At 58.8% G+C, this 18355-nt stretch carries 16 protein-coding genes; 1 reads left to right on the top strand and 15 read right to left on the bottom strand.

What is annotated here, in order from left to right; genetic code table 11:
- Positions 1-4: 4 nt before the first annotated feature.
- The 6 genes from fliG to ACW9JE_RS04960 all read right to left on the bottom strand — a co-directional run bounded on the left by fliG (position 5) and on the right by ACW9JE_RS04960 (position 7566).
- Positions 5-1024, bottom strand: a complete 1020-nt coding sequence (gene fliG / locus ACW9JE_RS04935; protein WP_056853022.1) for a flagellar motor switch protein FliG — start codon at positions 1022-1024, stop codon at positions 5-7.
- On the bottom strand, positions 1017-2804 hold the full coding sequence (gene fliF / locus ACW9JE_RS04940; protein ID WP_224533618.1) for a flagellar basal-body MS-ring/collar protein FliF: 1788 nt from the start codon (positions 2802-2804) through the stop codon (positions 1017-1019). Before fliF ends, fliG begins: the two co-directional genes overlap by 8 nt.
- Before the next feature lie 15 nt (positions 2805-2819).
- A complete protein-coding gene (gene fliE, locus ACW9JE_RS04945; RefSeq protein WP_056853024.1) occupies positions 2820-3149 on the bottom strand; it encodes a flagellar hook-basal body complex protein FliE in 330 nt (109 codons plus the stop codon).
- Between the two features lie 219 nt (positions 3150-3368).
- Positions 3369-4760 carry a sigma-54-dependent response regulator transcription factor FleR gene (gene fleR, locus ACW9JE_RS04950; RefSeq protein ID WP_457432131.1) on the bottom strand — a complete coding sequence of 464 codons (1392 nt, stop codon included), beginning with the start codon at positions 4758-4760 and terminating at the stop codon, positions 3369-3371.
- Between the two features lie 5 nt (positions 4761-4765).
- The gene (locus ACW9JE_RS04955; RefSeq protein ID WP_457432132.1) at positions 4766-6001 is read right to left on the bottom strand and encodes a sensor histidine kinase; all 1236 of its coding nucleotides are present in this window, start codon (positions 5999-6001) and stop codon (positions 4766-4768) included.
- A 110-nt stretch (positions 6002-6111) separates the two neighbouring features.
- Positions 6112-7566, bottom strand: a complete 1455-nt coding sequence (locus ACW9JE_RS04960; protein WP_224533635.1) for a sigma-54 dependent transcriptional regulator — start codon at positions 7564-7566, stop codon at positions 6112-6114.
- Here ACW9JE_RS04960 and ACW9JE_RS04965 point away from each other — a divergent pair.
- Entirely contained in the window at positions 7477-7665 is a 189-nt protein-coding gene (locus ACW9JE_RS04965) for a hypothetical protein (RefSeq protein WP_224533637.1), read from the top strand. The genes ACW9JE_RS04960 and ACW9JE_RS04965 overlap by 90 nt on opposite strands.
- Before the next feature lie 93 nt (positions 7666-7758).
- Here the strand turns inward: ACW9JE_RS04965 and ACW9JE_RS04970 are convergent, their stop codons facing one another.
- The 9 genes from ACW9JE_RS04970 to flgJ all read right to left on the bottom strand — a co-directional run bounded on the left by ACW9JE_RS04970 (position 7759) and on the right by flgJ (position 18345).
- The gene (locus ACW9JE_RS04970) at positions 7759-8055 is read right to left on the bottom strand and encodes a flagellar protein FliT (RefSeq protein WP_224533621.1); all 297 of its coding nucleotides are present in this window, start codon (positions 8053-8055) and stop codon (positions 7759-7761) included.
- A gap of 23 nt (positions 8056-8078) precedes the next feature.
- On the bottom strand, positions 8079-8468 hold the full coding sequence (gene fliS / locus ACW9JE_RS04975; RefSeq protein WP_457432133.1) for a flagellar export chaperone FliS: 390 nt from the start codon (positions 8466-8468) through the stop codon (positions 8079-8081).
- 151 nt (positions 8469-8619) lie between these two features.
- Complete coding sequence (gene fliD, locus ACW9JE_RS04980; RefSeq protein ID WP_457432134.1) at positions 8620-10005, bottom strand: flagellar filament capping protein FliD; 1386 nt, start codon at positions 10003-10005, stop codon at positions 8620-8622.
- Positions 10006-10086: 81 nt separating this feature from the next.
- Positions 10087-10434 carry a flagellar protein FlaG gene (locus ACW9JE_RS04985; protein ID WP_457432135.1) on the bottom strand — a complete coding sequence of 116 codons (348 nt, stop codon included), beginning with the start codon at positions 10432-10434 and terminating at the stop codon, positions 10087-10089.
- Between the two features lie 73 nt (positions 10435-10507).
- Positions 10508-11926 (bottom strand): flagellin N-terminal helical domain-containing protein, encoded by a 1419-nt coding sequence (locus tag ACW9JE_RS04990; protein WP_457432136.1) that lies wholly within the window; start codon positions 11924-11926, stop codon positions 10508-10510.
- A 249-nt stretch (positions 11927-12175) separates the two neighbouring features.
- Positions 12176-13105 carry a ketoacyl-ACP synthase III gene (locus ACW9JE_RS04995; RefSeq protein ID WP_457432137.1) on the bottom strand — a complete coding sequence of 310 codons (930 nt, stop codon included), beginning with the start codon at positions 13103-13105 and terminating at the stop codon, positions 12176-12178.
- A gap of 315 nt (positions 13106-13420) precedes the next feature.
- Entirely contained in the window at positions 13421-15004 is a 1584-nt protein-coding gene (locus tag ACW9JE_RS05000; RefSeq protein WP_457432138.1) for a flagellar hook-associated protein 3, read from the bottom strand.
- A gap of 13 nt (positions 15005-15017) precedes the next feature.
- Positions 15018-17030 carry a flagellar hook-associated protein FlgK gene (gene flgK, locus ACW9JE_RS05005; protein WP_457432139.1) on the bottom strand — a complete coding sequence of 671 codons (2013 nt, stop codon included), beginning with the start codon at positions 17028-17030 and terminating at the stop codon, positions 15018-15020.
- 25 nt (positions 17031-17055) lie between these two features.
- A complete protein-coding gene (gene flgJ / locus ACW9JE_RS05010; RefSeq protein ID WP_457432140.1) occupies positions 17056-18345 on the bottom strand; it encodes a flagellar assembly peptidoglycan hydrolase FlgJ in 1290 nt (429 codons plus the stop codon).
- Positions 18346-18355: the final 10 nt, after the last annotated feature.

Below are 18355 nucleotides of genomic sequence, written 5' to 3' on the forward strand. Positions count from 1 at the left end.
GGTGTTAGATCATTTCCTCGCCGCCTTTGCCACCGAGCACGATTTCTCCGGCTTCGGCCATACGACGGGCGATGGTGAGGATTTCCTTCTGCGCGGTTTCCACGTCGCTGACGCGAACCGGGCCCTTGGCTTCCAGGTCGTCGCGCAGCAGTTCGGCCGCACGCTTGGACATGTTCTTGAAGATCTTTTCCTTGACGCCTTCGTCCGAACCCTTGAGGGCCAGCACCAGCACGTCGGAGGACACTTCGCGAAGCAGCGCCTGAATGCCGCGGTCGTCGACATCGGCCAGGTTGTTGAACACGAACATGAGGTCTTCGATCTGACCGGAAAGGTCTTCGTCGACTTCGCGAATCGAGTCCATGAGCTGGCCTTCGATGGAGCTGTCGAGGAAGTTCATGATGTCCGCTGCACGCTTGATACCGCCCAGGGTGGTACGCGAGGCATTGGAGTTGCCGGAGAACTGCTTCTCGAGAATCTGGTTGAGTTCCTTCAGGGCTGCCGGCTGTACGGTGTTCAGCGAGGAAACCCGCAGAATGATGTCCAGACGCACCTTATGGTCGAAGTTGCCCAGCACTTCACCGGCCTGGTCCGGATCGAGGTACGCCACCACGATCGCCTGGATCTGCGGGTGCTCGTAACGGATCACGTCGGCGACGGCGCGCGGTTCCATCCACTTCAGGCTGTCCAGGCCGCTGGTGTTGCCACCGAGCAGGATGCGGTCGATCAGGCCGTTGGCCTTGTCCTCACCCAGGGCCTGAGTGAGCATTTTACGCACGTAGTCGTCGGAGCCGACGCCCAGGCTGGTCTGATCGCCGACGATGTCGACGAATTCGCTCATCACCTGCTCGACCTGCTCGCGGTGCACATTCCCCATCTGGGCCATGGCCACGCCCACACGCTGGACCTCTTTGGGCCCCATGTGGCGCAGCACCTGGGCGGCGTCGGTAGAACCAAGGGACAGCAGCAGAATCGCGGCTTTGTCGACCTTGGTCAGCTTGGCGGCAACGGCTCGGTTATCACTCATCTGCGTTAATCCACTCTTTCACGACCTGGGCCACACGACCCGGGTCTTCTGCTACCAGACTCTTGATTGCGTTCAGTTGGGCATCATAGCCCTCGCTCGGACTCGGCAACAGGATACTGGTCGGACCGCCGAGGCTGACGCGATCATTGGCCAACTCTCCGTCCAGACCGCCCATGCCACCCAACTCGACGTCGCTGCCGATACCGGCCAGCTCCTTGCCCTTGCCGCCACCGGTGATGTTGTTGAGCACCGGACGCAGCACACCGAACACCAGTACCAGAATGAACAGGACACCCAGCACTTGCTTGACGATGTCCCAGAACCACGGCTGGGAGTAGAACGGAATGTCGGCAATCACTTCGCCGCGATCGGCGGAGAACGGCATGTTGATCACGCTGACGCTGTCGCCACGGCTGGCGTCGAAGCCCACCGCGTCCTGAACCAGACGAGTGAAGCGCGCCAATTCGTCGGCGCTCCATGGCGCACGGGTGGTTTCGCCGTTGGCCGGGTTGACCTTGACCTGATCGTCCACCACTACCGACACCGACAGGCGGCTCAGGCGCCCCTGCTGCTGCTTGGTGTGACTGATGGAGCGGTCGAGTTCGAAGTTCTTGGTCGATTGTTGACGCTTGTCCGCAGGATAAGGCGCCAGCATCGGCTGGCCGGTGGCCGGGTCCATGATCTGCTGGCCGTTGGCATCGACCAGTGGCTGACCTGGTTGCACCATGCCCGCAGGCGCAGCGGCCCCGCCGGTGGTTTGCGGTGCCGAAGCCGGTGACGGCGGCTGGTTGCTCAGGGCACCCGGTACGCCTTGCGGGCCATTGCTGGCGGTACGTTGTTCATTGACCGATTGCTCGCTGCGCAGTGCCGGCTGATCCGGGTTGAACTGCTCGGAAGTCGACTCGACGGCGCTGAAATCCACATCGGCCGAAACTTCAGCCTTGTAGCGGTCGTTACCCAGTACTGGCTCGAGGATGTTGTGCACACGCTGGGTGAGCATGCTTTCCATGCGACGGCTGTAATCGAATTGCTTGCCGGCCATGGTCAGTTCGGAGTTTTCCGCCTGATCGGAGAGCAGATTGCCCTTCTGGTCGACCACGGTGATCTGCGATTTGCTCAGCTCGGGAACGCTGGTCGCCACCAGGTTGATGATGGCCAGAACCTGACCCGGTTCCAGCGCACGACCTGGATACAGTTCGACCAGAACCGAGGCGCTCGGCTTGCGCTCGTCGCGCACGAATACCGAGCTTTTCGGAATCGCCAGGTGCACGCGGGCGCCCTTGACGTTGTTCAGGCTGGAGATGGTGCGCGCCAGCTCACCTTCAAGACCGCGACGATAACGGGTCGCTTCCATGAACTGACTGGTGCCCAGGCCCTGTTCCTTGTCGAGGATCTCGAAACCGACGTTGCCGTCGCTGGGAGTGACACCAGCGGCTGCCAGTTTCAGGCGGGCACGGGACAGATCGTCGGCCTTGACCAGCAAGACACCGGAATTGGGTTCGACGTTGTACGGAATATCGGCGGCGGCCAGGGTTTCCATGACCTGCTTGGTGTCCATGCCGGCAAGGCTGCCGTACAGCGGACGGTAGTCCGGCTGCTGGGACCACAACACCACGGCAAAACCAATCGCCACGCTCGCGGCCAAGCCAACCAACAGGCCTACCTGACGCAGCATGGTCATTTCGGAAAGGTTTTCCAGGAAAGACAGCCCGAACAGCGGCGGTTTGCCCTCTGTCGGCGCGGTCTTGGCCGGAACGTTATCGGCTACTGCATCTGCCATGACTGAGTCTCGTCCTTAAACCGGCATCTGCATGATGTCTTGGTAGGCCTGAACCAGCTTGTTGCGCACCTGGGTCAGAGCCTGGAAAGACACGCTGGCCTTCTGCGAGGAAATCATTACGTCAGTCAGGTCCACGCCGCTCTTGCCGATCTCGAAGGCACTGGCGAGCTGGCTGGAAGCCTGCTGTGTGTCATTCACTTTATTGACGGCCTGACCGAGCATGTCGGAGAAGCTGCTGCCATTCAGTTCAGGGACGGCGGCAGTCGATTTCGGCGCAGACATGGCGTCCATTTGCATGGCACGCATATCCAGCATCAACCGATTGAATTCAATACCTTGGCTCATGATCTACTCTCATTGGCGGCCCGCAATTTTTTGACGCTCACTCGGCGGGTACTGGGGTGTTAGCAACAAGGGTGCCAGCTCAGTGGCCTCGAGGAATAATCTGTAGGAGCGAGCTTGCTCGCGATGGGTGCAATGACACTGCGGGGCAACAGACAACCAGCGTTATCGTTGACGACCATCGCGAGCAAGCTCGCTCCTACAGGGGGTTGGGGTGGGCCATTAAGTGGCGAACAGGTAGGCTTCGACATCCATGCCCGCATCACGCATCTGCGCCAGCTTGTAGCGCAGGGTGCGGGGGCTGATGCCAAGGCGTTCAGCGGCCTCCTTGCGACGGCCGCGTTCGGTGCGCAGGGTGTCGATGATCATCTGGAATTCCCGGCGGCGCAGGTCATCGCCCAATGCTCCCGCCGATTCAGCTTCGACCTCTACGGCGCGTGCAGGCGTGGCAGTTGGTACTGAAACCGGCAATGGCGCACAAGCAATCGGGCCGGCCAGGCAGAAATCCTGGGGCTGGATCAAACCGCCCTGCTGCAGGATCAACGCGCGCTGGATCGCGTTATCCAGCTCACGCACATTACCCGGCCAGGGATAACCGATGAGACAGGCCTGCGCCTGCGGCGACAATCGCGCGGCAGCGTGCTTCATTTTATTGACGTGTTTGGCCAGCAAACGCTCGGCCAGCGGCAGGATATCGGCGGTCCGTTCGCGCAGCGGTCGCCACGCCAGCGGAAACACCGACAGACGATAATAAAGGTCTTCACGGAAACGCCCCGCTGCCACCTCCGCAGCCAGGTCCCGGTTGGTGGTCGCCACCACGCGAATATCCAGAGTGATCGGTTTGCGCGCCCCTACCCGCTCGACCTCACGCTCCTGCAGCACGCGCAGCAACTTGGCTTGCAACCCCAGAGGCATTTCGGAAATTTCGTCGAGCAGGATGGTCCCGCCATCGGCCTGTTCGAACTTGCCGGCCTGCGCCGCGATGGCACCGGTGAACGAGCCCTTCTCATGACCGAACAGCGTGGCTTCGAGCATGTTGTCCGGGATTGCCGCGCAGTTGATCGCAATGAACGGCTGACTGGCGCGATGGGAATGCTGGTGAATGTAGCGCGCCAGCACTTCCTTGCCGGTCCCGGACTCGCCGGAGATCAACACCGTGGAATCGCTGCGGGCCACCCGCGCCGCCAGTTCCAGTAATTGCGCACTGGCGGGCTCGAAGGCCACTGGCCCTTCGTTGTCGACGGCGCCAAGACTGCCGAGCGCATGGCGCGCGACCAGATCGAGCAATGCCTTGGGCTCGAACGGCTTGACCAGATAATCCGCCGCGCCCTGGCGCATCGCATCCACCGCCCGCTCCACCGCCCCGTGGGCCGTCATCAGCAGCACCGGCAGTTGCGGCTGCCGAGCTCGCAGCAGGCCCAGCAGTTGGTGACCATCCATGCCCGGCATGTTGACGTCGCTGACCACCAGATTGAACGCCTCGGCCTCGACCGCCGTCAGCGCCTCCTCCGCCGAACCGACGGCCTTGTAATCATGTCCCGCGAGCAGCAGCGTATCGGTCAGTGCTTCGCGTAGAGCGCGGTCATCCTCGACCAGTAAAACCTTGATGCCCATGACGTTCACTCCACTCCTTGAGCGTTACGTGATTCATCGCAAAACAGCGGCAGGATCACCTGCGCACAAGTCCCGCGCCCCGGCCGCGAGCGCAACTGCAACGCGCCCTGATGCGCACGGGCAACGGCGTGGACCACGGTAAGGCCGAGCCCGGTCCCATTGGCCTTGGTGGTGAAAAACGGCTCGCCGAGACGCGCCAGCACAACGCTGTCGATGCCGCTCCCGCTGTCGCTGACGCACACCCGCAACTGGTTGTCGCGGGTATACAGATGCACTTTCAGGCGCACGTCACGACTGCTGGCCTGCACGGCGTTTTCGATGAGATTGAGCAAGGCGCCGACGAGGGTGTCGCGATTGCACAGCAGCTCGCCGGCATGGCTGTCGCACTGCCAGCGAATGGACAGGTCCAGCACATGGGGCAGCGCCGCCGCCTGCAGCGACTGCATCAATTGTTTGGGGGTGACGCGGTCAGTAAGCGGCAACTCGCCACGGGCGAAGACCAGCATGTCGCGAACCTGATGCTCCAGCTCGTGCAGACGCTCCTTGAGGCGTCCGGCAAAACGTTGCTGGATGTCGACCGGCAATTCCTGCTCAGTCAAATGACTGGCGTAGAGCAAGGCTGCGGACAGCGGCGTGCGAATCTGATGAGCCAGCGAGGCAACCATGCGCCCCAGGGACGACAGGCGTTCGTGGCGAGCCAGTTGGTCCTGCAGGTGACGGGTTTCAGTCAGGTCATTGAGCAATACCAGCTGCCCGGGCTCTGCATCCAGCGAACGCGTGGCAATCGACAAACGCCGACCGTCCTTCAGGGAAACTTCATGACCATCGTCGTCACGAGGCGCGAAGCAGCGGGCAATGACATGGCGCCACAACTCGCCTTCCAGCGGCAGGCCGAGCAACTCACAGGCCGCGGGGTTTGCTTCGCGCACGATGCCTTGGGCGTCGATGACGATGACACCACCGGGCAACAGATCGAGGAGGTTTTGCAGACGGTTGGCCAGGCGCTCTTTTTCCGCCAGTTCCTGCATGCGCTGAGCACTGACCACCGCCAGCTCGCCCTTGAGCTCGGTCACCCGGGCTTCGAGCATGCTGTAGGAGCTGTTCAGTTGGGTGGACATCTGGTTGAACAGAGCGAACGCCTGCTCGAGGCCAAGCCGGCTTGCCTGCTCTACAGACGGCGGATGCCCTTGGGAATCCCCAAAGGCATCTGAGACAGGAGAGATCTGGGCGGCTTGCGGCATCGTACTTTCTCGCTTGGCTGACCGTCAGTGAAACGGAACGTTGCGAGAGGCGTAGCAATACCCGTGCCTAAAAAAAACCGCTTATAAATGAAGCACTTGAAAAACAGGCGTCAATCATCCGCCTGTTCATCACCGTCACGACGGCTCATGCCGTACTTGCGCATCTTCTCCACCAGGGTGGTGCGGCGAATACGCAGGCGTTCAGCCGCGCGCGCCACGATACCGTTGGCATCGTCCAGCGCCTGCTGGATCAGGCCCTGTTCCAGACCACCGAGGTAGTCCTTCAGGTCCAGGCCTTCCGGCGGCAACAGCGCGCTGGCGGTGTAATCCTGGTTATGACCGTTGATGGCGACGCGCTCTTCGAGATCGCTGCGCAGGCTGTCGACCATCTGCTCGTCTTCGTCGTCGACGTAGCGGAATTTCTTCGGCAACTCGACCACACCGATCACCCCGTACGGATGCATGATCGCCATGCGCTCCACCAGGTTGGCCAGCTCGCGGACGTTGCCCGGCCAGCCGTGACGGCACAGGGACATGATCGCCGCCGAGTTGAAGCGGATCGAACCGCGCTTCTCGTGCTCCATGCGCGAGATCAGCTCGTTCATCAGCAGCGGAATGTCCTCGACGCGCTCGCGCAGCGGCGCCATCTCGATCGGGAACACATTGAGACGGTAGTAGAGATCTTCGCGGAAGGTGCCGATCTCGATCATGCTTTCGAGATTCTTGTGGGTCGCCGCGATGATGCGCACGTCGACGCTCTGGGTCTTGTTGCTGCCCACGCGCTCGAAGGTGCGTTCCTGTAGCACGCGCAGCAGCTTGACCTGCATCGGCAGCGGCATGTCGCCGATTTCGTCGAGGAACAGGGTGCCGCCGTTGGCCAGCTCGAAACGCCCGGCACGACTCGTGATCGCGCCGGTGAAAGCGCCCTTCTCGTGACCGAACAGTTCGCTTTCCAGCAACTCTGCCGGAATCGCCCCGCAGTTCACCGGAACGAACGGTGCTTCGCGGCGCTTGGAGTGATAGTGCAGATTACGCGCGACCACTTCCTTGCCGGTACCGGACTCGCCCAGGATCAACACACTGGCGTCGGTATCGGCAACCTGTTGCATCATCTGGCGGACGTGTTGAATCGCCCGGCTGGTGCCGACAAGGCTGCGGAAAAGGTTGGGTTCGCGATGGCGACCGCGCTCGCGGGCCTGGTCGTACATCTCGCGATAGACCTGGGCACGGTGCAGGGAATCGAGCAATTTGCTGTAGCTGGGCGGCATTTCCAGGGTCGAAAGCACGCGACGACGCTGGTCTTCCGGCAATTCGCTGGAAGAATTATCGCCCATCAGCAAAACAGGAAGGAACTCATCCCATGTCGAGAGTGTCTTTAACAAGCCCAACAAAGCGCCAGGAGCATTGACCGTCCCGATCAGGACACAGATCACTTCACGACTGGATGACAAAGAGCCGACAGCCTGCTGCCAATCATGGCTTCCGCAGGGCAAATTTTCTTCGCCGAGAAAATTCAAAATCACCGCCAGGTCGCGGCGGCGGACGCTATCGTCATCAATCAGCAGAATTTTGGTTTCACGCCACATGCAATAGCAACTTCCCTAGTCAACTCGATGCCCAAAATGCTGGGGCAAGCTAAACGCTTGCAGGCGAACTATGCCTGAAGACGACTGAAATCTGGAACAGCCACTAGTTAAGTCAAAAAACCGTGCACAGTCAAATTTATGGCGCACTATGTTTGGATTAACTGGCGTCAATTAACCAAACAGATGGTAAACCTTTGACGCCTTTTGTGCTTGATTGATCTGCGACATCTCATCGACGATTGCCTGGCGCTCGCCAATTGTCGCGGTCAGCAGGTCCTTGTACACCGCCAACAACCCCTCAAGATTGCTGCGCACCGCCTCTTCGTCGATCGGCGCTTCGCTCAGCACTTCCTCGACACACTCGCGACAGGTCGAATCCAGCTCGCCAATCGCATCCCAGTTACGCGCCGCCAAGGCATCGACCAGCGCTTCACGGGTTTCTTCAATTCGCCGCAGTGCTTGACTCATGACGTCATCCTCAGGCTCGAAGCCTATTGATTGGCAATGGCATCCCAGCCGCTTTTCAGGGTTTCCAGCAGGCCCGCCACTTCGTCGATGATTGCCACATCGTTGCTGGTGTTGGCCTCCATCAGGCGGTTTGTCATGTAGGCATACAGGCTGTCGAGCTGTTGGATCGACGCAGGATCTTCGGTTTTTTCCGAATTGAGCCCGTCACGCAAGCCGATGACGATGTCCGTGGCCTTACCGAGCATCAAACCCTTGAGTGCGATATCGCCACGCTCTATGGCACCCTTGGCTTGGGCCATGCGATCCAGCCCGCCCTCCATCAACATTTGCACCAGGCGATGAGGGCTGGCCTCAGAGATCTGAGCATGGGAATTGACCTTCTGGTATTGGCGAAGGGCTCTCATGGGGTTCATGTTTCTACCTCGTGACAGACGACAGCTTGAAAGTGGAGTGCTCTGATCTTTATGTCGACTGAGCGTCGGAGAACTTTAACGCGGAGCACCAGCAATGAAAAAACCCAGGCGCCCTCTTTACAAGCGGCCTGGGTTTTTTAACTGATCCGAATCAATTGTCTTTCGGATTATTCAGTGCATTGAGTGTGGTCATGATGCTGTCGCTCTGCGCTCGCAGCTTGGCTACCAGAGAATCCATCGCGTTGTATTTGGCAGAGAGGCTGGACTGCAAGAGCGTCATCCGCTCATCGAGAGTGTCCTGCTGCTTTTTCAGGTCATTGAGGCTGTCAGTCAGGGACTTCGAACGCTCAGCCAGCGTGCCGGTGGTGGCTTTCGCGTAACCATCCGTAGCGGTGGTCATGCGCTTGAGCAAGCCATTATCGCCGTTGAAAATACTGCTTATGTCCGCTGCGTTGGTTGTTACCGCCTTGTCCCACTTCTTGTCATCAATGACCAACAAACCTGTGGTCGAGTCAGTGCTGATGCCGAATTGCGCCATCGATTTGAATGTGCCGGACCCAGACAGAGCGTTAAGTTCATTACGCAACGAACTCATCAAGGTGCGCATCGAGGCATCACCCGTCAAAGCTCCGGCGATCGGCTTGCCATCTGCACCCATCGTGACCTTGGTCTCCGCACTGATGGCCTTGACCAACGCATTGTAAGTATCGACAAAACCTTTGACGCCAGACTTCAACGCCGAGTTGCTCGTGGCCACCGATATGGTCGTCGGGGTGGGCTTGGTGGCATTGGCAGCGGTTGGCGAAACCGATAGAAGTTTGATGCTTACACCACTGACTGCTTCGGCAATCGTGTTGCTCTTGGACTCCATTTCGATGCCATCAATGCTGTACTTGGCATTTTTCGGCTGGTCGATCACTGTTGAGCCGACATCGAGACCTGAGTTACCCGACAAAGTCAGATCTGAACCGACCCCCATGGTCGTGGAGGTCAAAACCAGCCGCGAGCCAGAAGCATCCGTCAGGATGTTCGCGCTCAACCCGGCCGTTGAAAACTGAGTATTGAGCGAGTCGCGCACCTGTTGCAGCGTAGCTCCCGGCGGAATGCTCAAATCGTAATCCTTGCCGGACTGCGAGATGGTCAGGGTCGTCGGCGTGGCGCCCTTGTTCACAACTGCTGAAGCACCGCCAGCAAAGGTACTTGTCGCCAGCTTGGAGGCGCTGGCCAACTGCGTCACTACAAGTGCAAAACTGCCGGTAGATGCACCGTTCCCTGCCGTCATGGTGGCGACTTTTTCATCCGAGGATGAAGTTATCAAGCCACGGAGACTGTTATCGGTACCCATAGTGGTCAGGGCACCACGGAAGGCATCCAGCGCCGCCTGGATCTTGCCGATCGACGATAGCGTTGTGGTTGCTTTCAACGTCTGCGTATTGATCTGCGTTTGCTTGGGCACTCTTTCGGCATCGACCAGCGCCTGCACGATCTTTTGGGTATCAATGTTCGAGCCGATACCACTAACCGTTGAACCTGCCATCGTCTTTCTCCTTATTTCTTGGCTGCCGCTTTCTTGGCGAACTACACCTCAAGCGCAGACAACAACAAAATTCATGCCAGCTCAGACTTTGTCGTCGAACAACAAACTGCTGGCCTGGCTCAGGCTTTGCGCCAATTTCAATGCAGTCTCCGACGGGATCTGGCGAATCACATCACCGCTCTCGGTCGCGATAACCTTAACCACGACGCGACCGGTGGAATCGTCAATCGAAAAATCGAGCTTGCGCTGGCTGGCCTGCACGAACTCGCGGATATCGGTCACCGCCTTTTCCAACTCGTCACGCTTAGGCTCGGTTGCCGCCTGGACAACCGCTTCAACCTTAGGCCGGCTGACCGGCTCGACCGGTGCAGATGAGCTCTGCGATGCTACCGGCGGATAAGACTGGTTCAACTTGACGCTCATATCCATGTCTATCTCCTCATCACGAAAAAGACGAAAGGGCACGTAAACGCGCCCTTCCGTCCATTACCAAGCGCTCAGATCACTGAAGCAGTTTCAGTACAGCGGATGGCAGCTGGTTCGCTTGCGACAGGATGGCAGTCGAAGCCGATTGCAGGGTTTGCTGCTTGGTCAGCTCTGCGGTTTCAGCAGCGAAGTCCACGTCCTGCACGGTGGAACGAGCAGCGGTGGAGTTTTTCTGAATATTTTGCAGGTTGTCGACAGTAGTGGTCAGACGGTTTTGGGTGGCGCCCAGACCCGAACGAACGTTATCGATCGAACCGATAGCCTTGTCGATGACTGCCAGCGCGTTCTGAGCGCTGTCAGCTGCAGTAACGTCAGTTTGGGAAATCGTGGTCTTTTTGGAGGTGGTGGTAGTACCGAAGAGCTCAGTTACCGCAGCACCGCCGGTCAGAGCGAAGCCCTTGGAGGAATCCAGGTTCACTGCACCTGTGGCAACCAGAGTGTCCGCAACCACGATATCGCCGCTATAGGTACCACTACCGTCTTTCGTGGCCACTTGGATGGAAGCACCAGCAGTCACACCTGAGAATTCAACGTTCTCGCCAGTATCGGACTTGACCGACAAAGAATTGTTTACTTCATCATAGTTAACACTGATGCCCAGCTTAGCAGCGTTGGATTTCAGTTGATCAGCCAGACTAGCGGTGCTGGTCACACCTACGAAGGCTACTGCCTGACCGCCGACATCCATGGTGAAGGATGCTGGAGTAGCAGCAGCAGCAGTATCATTCACTGTGAAACGAACTTCGGTGCTGGCGGTAGCGCTCAAGCCACCGACAATGCCATTAAGGCCTTTCGCAATTTCTTTAGCCGAAGCACCAGCACCCACGGCATAAGTTTTGCTCTCGCCGTTACCGGTTACAGTAACGTTACCACCAGTCAGGCCGGTCAGCTTCGGAGCCGAAGTTGCGCTTTTGACCTGCTGCGAGCCAATGTTGTTGGCTGCAACGTTTTCCAGCGACAGGTTGATGGTTTCGTTAGCGTTGGCGCCAACCTGAATTGCCTTGGTGCCGTAAGAACCGTCCAGCAGCTTCTGGCCACCGAAAGTAGTGGTCTGCGAGATACGGGTCAGTTCGGAGGTCAGAGCCTGGTACTCGTCGTTGTTCGACTTACGGTCTGCATCGCTCAGGGAGCCAGTGGCCGAGGACAGAGCCAAAGTACGCATCTTCTGCAGGATGTCGGTCGAAGCCTGCATTGCGCCTTCGGCGGTTTGCGCAATGGAAATACCGTCGTTGGCGTTCTTGACCGCTTGACCCAGGCCGTTGATCTGGCTGGTCAGACGGTTGGAGATTTGCAGGCCGGCAGCGTCGTCTTTGGCGCTATTGATACGCAGGCCGGAAGACAGGCGCTGCATGGAAGTTTGCAAAGCGCCGCCGGCTTTGTTCAGGTTGCCCTGGGTAGTGATCGACGCAATGTTAGTGTTTACGGTTAAAGCCATGACGAAATCCTCGTTGGATGGATACTGCGGCTTCCGGCCCTGGCAACCGCCTGGTGTGGCCTAGAGAACCTACGTAATAGTTATCGTCGTGGTACTGGTTTGCTTGAGGGCTTTTTTTGATTTTTTTAATGGCAGCGTGCCAGCCCTTTATTTTCAAGGGTTTAGAGTCATAAAGTCGGCGCCAGAAAAACGAAAAACGCCCGGGAATTTTCATTCCCGGGCGTTTTTTTGCCGCTGCGATCGAGTCGATCAGCCGCGATAGAGAATCGCCGAACCCCATGAAAGGCCCACGCCAAAGCCGCTGATGGCGACACGGGTCCAGGTGGAGTCGAACACATGGTTCTGCAGCAGCAACGGAATGCTCGACGACACCGTGTTACCGGTTTCGAGCATGTCCTTGACGAACTTCTCAGGCTCACCCTCTTCGAAGCGGCGTGCCACGGCATCGACGATGGCCGCACTGCCCTGGTGAATGCAGAAGGCATTGATGTCGCTGGCCTGCAGATTCGACTCGTCCAGCAGTTCATGCAAATGCGCCGGGACTTTCAACAGGGCGAAGTTGAAGACCTGGCGGCCGTTCATGAAGAACACGCCATCGGAGACTTTCAGGTGCGGTGCGCCGGAGCCATCGGTGCCGAACTTCGATTTGCCCAGCTGCCAGACGGCGTTTTCGCCCATCCAGGTCGCGGTGGCGGCATCGCCGAACAGCATGGTGGTATTGCGGTCTTCCGGATCGACGATCTTCGAATAAGGATCGGCAGTGATCAGCAGGCCATTTTTCAGCCCCGTCGCTTCCATGAAGCCCTTGATCGCATAGAGGCCGTAGACGTAACCGGAACAGCCCAGGGAAATATCGAAAGCGGCTACATGGGTCGACAGGCCCAGTTTGTCCTGAACGATTGCAGCGGTGTGCGGCAATCCTTCTTCATCACCGTTCTGGGTGACGACGATCAGGCAATCGATGGCTTCACGCTTGAGTTCAGGATTGGCGGCGAACAACGCATTGGCTGCTTCGACACACAGATCGGAGGTTTCCTGATCAGCATCCATGCGTGGCAAAAACGCGGAACCGATCTTGCCAAGGATAAAGGTCTCGTCCTTGTCGAACTTTGCACCCTGGGCATAGTTATCAATCCCGGCTGCCGGCACGTAACTCGCTATATTTTTTATGCCAATCATTTATGGCTTCCCAAATAATAAACAGCTGAACATCGCCGCTCGCTGAATCGAGGGCGTCTACAGTCGGGGCCTGGCCCCCAGAAGAGGCAACGTCGAGGCTCAAGGAATACCCTTGAACACCCCTCACGCCTTCACCGCCCGCAGACAGGATACAGTGAAGATGCGCGTTTTGACTGACGGGTCACTCAGCAAGGGGTGGTTTATTTGATTTTGTGGTCCGGCTCGCGCCCTGCCCCGCGCCGTTTCAGGCGAAAAAAGTGCAAAAAAAAGCCAACCCCCTGTGACAGGGGCTGGCCGCGAGCGGTCAGGACCGACTCAAAGCTTGTTGAACAGGCTCAGCTGGGAAACTCGGGCGAACGCGAGCTGTGCGGCCTGCAGCATGGTCTGTTGCAAGGTCAGGCGAGTAAGGACTTCTGCAGGGTCCGTCTCCCGGATCGAAGATTGCGTAGACGTGTTGATCAGCCCGGTACTCTGAATCGAATCACGCTGCATATCCATTACATTGCCCCGAGCACCGATAGCCCCTCGCGCCAGGTCAACCTGGTTTTTGGAGTTGCTCAGGTTAGCAATGGACGAGGCGATCACGTTTTGCAGGTTTCGTTGTGCTGCAGGATCGCCAGCAGTCGGGGTTTCGAGCGCTTTGCGCAACTGGCTGACGGTATCGAGAACGTTCTGCGTCTGGTGCGTGTTGACTGAAATATCGAACTGATCACCCGCAACCGGGTTCGGCGGCGTACCGCCCAAGGTAAAACTGACACCGGCGGCTGTGGCCACACCAGCTGTCACGGTTCCGGTAGTGACCGGCGTACTTGTACTGGTCAATGGACGTGCATAAAGCTCGAAGGCACCGGGTCCGGTGAACTTCAATACAGCGCCACCCTCCGGGAAGAAACTCTTGTAGTCGGCCGCATTGGTCACCGAAGTCTGAGTGATCACAGCAGTCGAGGTATTACCCGGAGCACGAGTACTGGTGAAGCTGTCCGGCTTTGCCGCCAGCTGGAAGCTGTGACCGGCGATGACGGCATCGGCGTTGGCCGGCGTGTCACCCGCCTGGTAAGTGATATCCAGCGCAAAGGTCACACCGCGGAAACTGATATCGGAGCCATCCTTGCTATCCGGATCAAATTTTCCTCCACCGCTGGCCTCGGCAGTCACATCATTGCCCAAGGCATCAGTGATCACGTATTGCGTACTGCTGGTGAACGACAGAGTGTATGGCTGTCCATTACGGAAATTTGCATCGAAGGCCGGGCCGGAATTTACCAGCCCTTGGGACACGGATACCCGTCCATCATCCACCGCCGGGGCCGTCATGGTGGTCGAACTGCGGGCGGCGTTGATCGCCTGCTGGAAAACATCCCAACCGGTATCGTTCAAGCCAAGAGACATCGATTCGCCGATCTTCAGTTCAATCTGTGTCTGGTCACCTTGATAGCTGTAGGTGCCGTCGCTGTTACGGACAAAGGGCTGAGTGTTATTGCTGGCACCGGCGAAGATGTACTTGCCGTTCGCGTCTTTGCTATTCATCAAACTGAGCAGTTGCTCTTCAGCCTGAGCGACTTCTGCACCGATAGACTTGCGATCATCATCGTTCAATGAAGCACCACCAGCCCGCACCGCCAGCTCACTGACCTTTTGCAGCACGGTATTGATGCTGTCCAACACACTTTCTTCCTGCGCCTGAGCGGTGCTCAATGCACTGATGTTAGTGGTGTACTGACCCAGCATTGCCTTCTGCTGCTCCAATTGCAGCAACCGTGCGGCACCGACCGGATCATCCGCGGCTGTTGCGACCTTGATGCCGCTGCTGGCCTGCTCGGCAGTCTTCACGACATTGCTCATATTGCGAGAATAGTTCGCCGCCGTCGTGGCGTAATACTGTGCAGTAGAAATACGCATGTTCTACGGCTCCTTAAAGGGCATTGATCAAGGTGCTGAAAATTTCCTGCGCAGTCTTGATGATCTGCGAAGAGGCCGTGTAGTACTGCTGATACTTGGTCAGGTTGCCCGCTTCTTCATCGAGGTCGACACCCGACAGCGAATCACGGGCGTCGCGGGCGCTGGTATTGATGGTCTGGGTGGCCGTGGCATCCAGCTGGCCTTGCTTGGTCAGCGAACCTACGGTGGTCACAAGCCCGCCGTATGCGTCGGTGAAGCTGACGCCCGGGCTGGTGGCACTGGCACCGACGGTGGCCTTCGATTGCAGACCGAGCAGCGCCTGGGCGTTGCGGTTATCGGTGCTGTCGGCAGCCGTCATGTTGATGTTGAAGCTGTCACCCGACGCCGGGCTGCCGCTGATGGTCATTCCCACACTGAACGTCTGCGCGTTGCCACCGGCATCGGTGTACGGCACGTTGATGTTCAGGTCGTTGTCCTGGCCAGGCACGATGCTGCCGGTGCCGATACTGTTGCCCTTGGAGTCGAATACTTCATAGGCGCTGGCACTGGTCATCACCATACGAACCGGCATCGATGCCTTGACGGCGTTCTGCACTTCCAGACGCTGGGCCGGGTTGTAGATATCCAGAACGGTCTTCAGGGTCGGCTGACCGACCGCGCCGGTACCGTCGTTGCCCGACGCCTTGGTCGACGTCAGCGGCGCGGACGTGGCGAGGGTCTTGGTGTCGGTCATGACCGTAGTCATGTCCGCGGCGGAACTGCGGGTCGGGGTGATCTTGAAGCTGTCGCCGGCAGCGACGGTGCCGGAGTTGATGCTCAGGCTGAAACCGTCGATGACCGGATCGGCGGCCGGCGGCGTGGCGAAAGCGAAGTTGCCCATATCGGTGTTGTCCGACAGGCGACGCACGTTGTAGCCGGTGGCGGTGATGGTCACCTGATAGTCACTGGCCTGCACCTTGCTGGTGTCCTGGATGGTGACGTTCAGGTTGCCGGAAGCCGGGTTGTTGTTGCCGTTGGCGATGCTGCGCTGACTGATGGCCGCCGCACTGTTGATGTTGTTGAACAGCGCCGCGCCGAAATTGCCGTTCTGGTCCAGGCCCTGGCCCAGCTGCTTGTTGACCTGATCGGCCACGACCATGGCGATACGGCCCAGGCCGTTGACCGCAGGCGTCAGGACATCATTGCGATAACGCACCAGACCGCCCATCTCGCCGCCGCTCATCACATTGGTGATGTCGATCGACGAGCCGTTGCGATCCATGATGATCGCGGAACGGGTCGGGTCAGACGGATCCGGCGCTACGCGCAGCTTATTGACGGTGTCGCCGACCACCAGTGGCTGGCCGCTGCCCAGATAGATATCCAGACGACCTTCGGTCTCAGTGACCTGAGTGCCGACCAGTTCGCTGAGCTGGCGAACGGTTTCGTTGCGCTGATCCAGCAGCTCGTTGGGCGTGCCGCCCGAGCCGCTGACTTCGGCGATTTTCTTGTTGTAAGCCGCAACGGTCGACGCCAGTTTGTTGACCTGGTCAGCCATCGAGCCCAATTGATCGTTGATGTAGGAATTTTGCTGGGTCAGTTGCTTGGAAATCGCATTGAAGCGACTGCTCAAGCCCTGGGCATTGGTCAGCAGCGCCTGACGCGCGGCATTGTCGTTGGAGTTGCCGGCCAGGGTTTGCAGGGACGAGAAAAACGCCTGCAGGGACTTGGTCACACCGGTGCCGCTGTCGGACAGCAACTTGTCGACCTGAGTGGCCTGCCCCAGATACGCCTGGGCGTCACTGTTGAGCGAAGTGGTGGTCTGCAACTGCGAATCAAGGTAGCTGTTGTACACCCGACGCACATCGGCCAGCGTGGTGCCGGTACCGATGAACACATTGCCGTACTGAATCGAGTTCTTGCTGTTCTGTACGGTTTGTTGGCGCGAGTACCCGACGGTATCGACGTTGGAAATGTTGTTACCTGTGGTCACCAGGGACGCACGGCTAGCGGACAGACCCGACATTCCGATGTTGAGCAAACTCATGATTCAGACCTTATACCTTGTGTCTTTATAGAGGCGTCGTGGACGCGCCCGCCGCGGCGTAGTTTTGGTAACTCGTCATTTGCCTGGCTATCTGCGAAATCTTGTTCGCGTACTGCGGGTCGGTCGCGTAACCGGCCTTTTGCAGCTCGCGTACAAACTGTTCCGGGTTATCGGCCGACTTCACGACATCTTGATAGCGATTATTGGTTTGCAGCAGCGTTACAAGGTCATGGAAGCTGTCCTTGTAAGAATCGTAGGAGCGGAACTCGGCCGTCTCCTTGACCATCTGGCCATTTCTGAATTCGCTGGTGATCGCTCGCGCCGAATCACCTTGCCAACTGTTGCCGGCCTTGATGCCGAACAGGTTGTGACTGCTGCTGCCATCCTGGGCACGCATGACCGATTTGCCCCATCCGGTTTCCAGCGCGGCCTGAGCCACCAGGTAACGCGGATCGACGCCGATGCGGTCGGCGGCTTCCTTGGCCATCGGCAGCATGGTGTTGACGAATTCGTCGGCGGAGCTGAAAGCCTTCTTCGGTGGCGCCAGGGGAATCTGCGCAATCGCGCGACCCTGAATCGTCAGCGGACCGTTCGAGGCGGCTTGCGCCTGGGCCAGCCAGTCGCCGTTGTACAGAGGGCCGGAGCCGGTGCTTGCCAGACGCTCCGGCAGTGGCGATTTGTTGACCGCGGCAGTGTTACTGGCAGTAGTGGTTGCCGAAGGCACCAGACCGGCCAACAGGCGATCAGCCAGTTTCGGCGGCAGAGCCAGCCGACGCTGATTGATCAGCTCCATGTCATTACGGTGCGTGCCCTCGCCGGTTGGCGCACTGACAGAACGCGAAGCCCACAGCGGACGCTCGCCATTGACCCGCGACAGCGGACCGTTGACGGCTACGGTGCCGGCGGCGATCGGGGTTTGCGCAGCAGCTTTCGCGGCTTCCTGCTTGGCGGCGGACAAGGTCGCCGCCTCGCCCGGAGCCAGCGGTTTGTTCTTCGACATCTGGCGCATCAGCACGTCCGCCAGGCCGATACCGCCACCTTCGCGAGACATGGAAACGGCCAGTTGCTGGTCGTACATTTCCTGATATTGCTTGGCTTCAGGGGTATTGAGCGGGTTGTCCTTGCCCAGCGCTTCGGTGGCCGAGCGCATCGACTTGAGCATCTCGCCAAGGAACAGCGACTCGAACTCCTGCGCCACTTTGCGCATGTTCGCGTCGCTGTTCTTGTCGCCGACCTTGAGTTGGTTCAACCGGTTCAGGTCGGAAAACGAGCCGGAATCGCTGCTGCTGATTCGGCCGCTCTTGTACATATCCATTCGGTTCGTC

It is taken from the genome of Pseudomonas sp. SDO55104_S430 (assembly GCF_054070595.1).

Bases quoted from the DNA above. Each gene is read 5' to 3' on its own strand.
- fliF (WP_224533618.1), bottom strand. From the start codon at position 2,804: ATGGCAGATGCAGTAGCCGATAACGTTCCGGCCAAGACCGCGCCGACA.
- ACW9JE_RS04985 (WP_457432135.1), bottom strand. From the start codon at position 10,434: ATGGATATGAGCGTCAAGTTGAACCAGTCTTATCCGCCGGTAGCATCG.
- ACW9JE_RS05000 (WP_457432138.1), bottom strand. From the start codon at position 15,004: ATGCGTATTTCTACTGCACAGTATTACGCCACGACGGCGGCGAACTAT.
- fleR (WP_457432131.1), bottom strand. From the start codon at position 4,760: ATGGGCATCAAGGTTTTACTGGTCGAGGATGACCGCGCTCTACGCGAA.
- ACW9JE_RS04970 (WP_224533621.1), bottom strand. From the start codon at position 8,055: ATGAGTCAAGCACTGCGGCGAATTGAAGAAACCCGTGAAGCGCTGGTC.
- ACW9JE_RS04955 (WP_457432132.1), bottom strand. From the start codon at position 6,001: ATGCCGCAAGCCGCCCAGATCTCTCCTGTCTCAGATGCCTTTGGGGAT.
- fliS (WP_457432133.1), bottom strand. From the start codon at position 8,468: ATGAACCCCATGAGAGCCCTTCGCCAATACCAGAAGGTCAATTCCCAT.
- fliG (WP_056853022.1), bottom strand. From the start codon at position 1,024: ATGAGTGATAACCGAGCCGTTGCCGCCAAGCTGACCAAGGTCGACAAA.
- flgJ (WP_457432140.1), bottom strand. From the start codon at position 18,345: ATGGATATGTACAAGAGCGGCCGAATCAGCAGCAGCGATTCCGGCTCG.
- fliE (WP_056853024.1), bottom strand. From the start codon at position 3,149: ATGAGCCAAGGTATTGAATTCAATCGGTTGATGCTGGATATGCGTGCC.
- fliD (WP_457432134.1), bottom strand. From the start codon at position 10,005: ATGGCAGGTTCAACGGTTAGTGGTATCGGCTCGAACATTGATACCCAA.
- flgK (WP_457432139.1), bottom strand. From the start codon at position 17,030: ATGAGTTTGCTCAACATCGGAATGTCGGGTCTGTCCGCTAGCCGTGCG.
- ACW9JE_RS04965 (WP_224533637.1), top strand. From the start codon at position 7,477: ATGGCTTCCGCAGGGCAAATTTTCTTCGCCGAGAAAATTCAAAATCAC.
- ACW9JE_RS04990 (WP_457432136.1), bottom strand. From the start codon at position 11,926: ATGGCTTTAACCGTAAACACTAACATTGCGTCGATCACTACCCAGGGC.
- ACW9JE_RS04995 (WP_457432137.1), bottom strand. From the start codon at position 13,105: ATGATTGGCATAAAAAATATAGCGAGTTACGTGCCGGCAGCCGGGATT.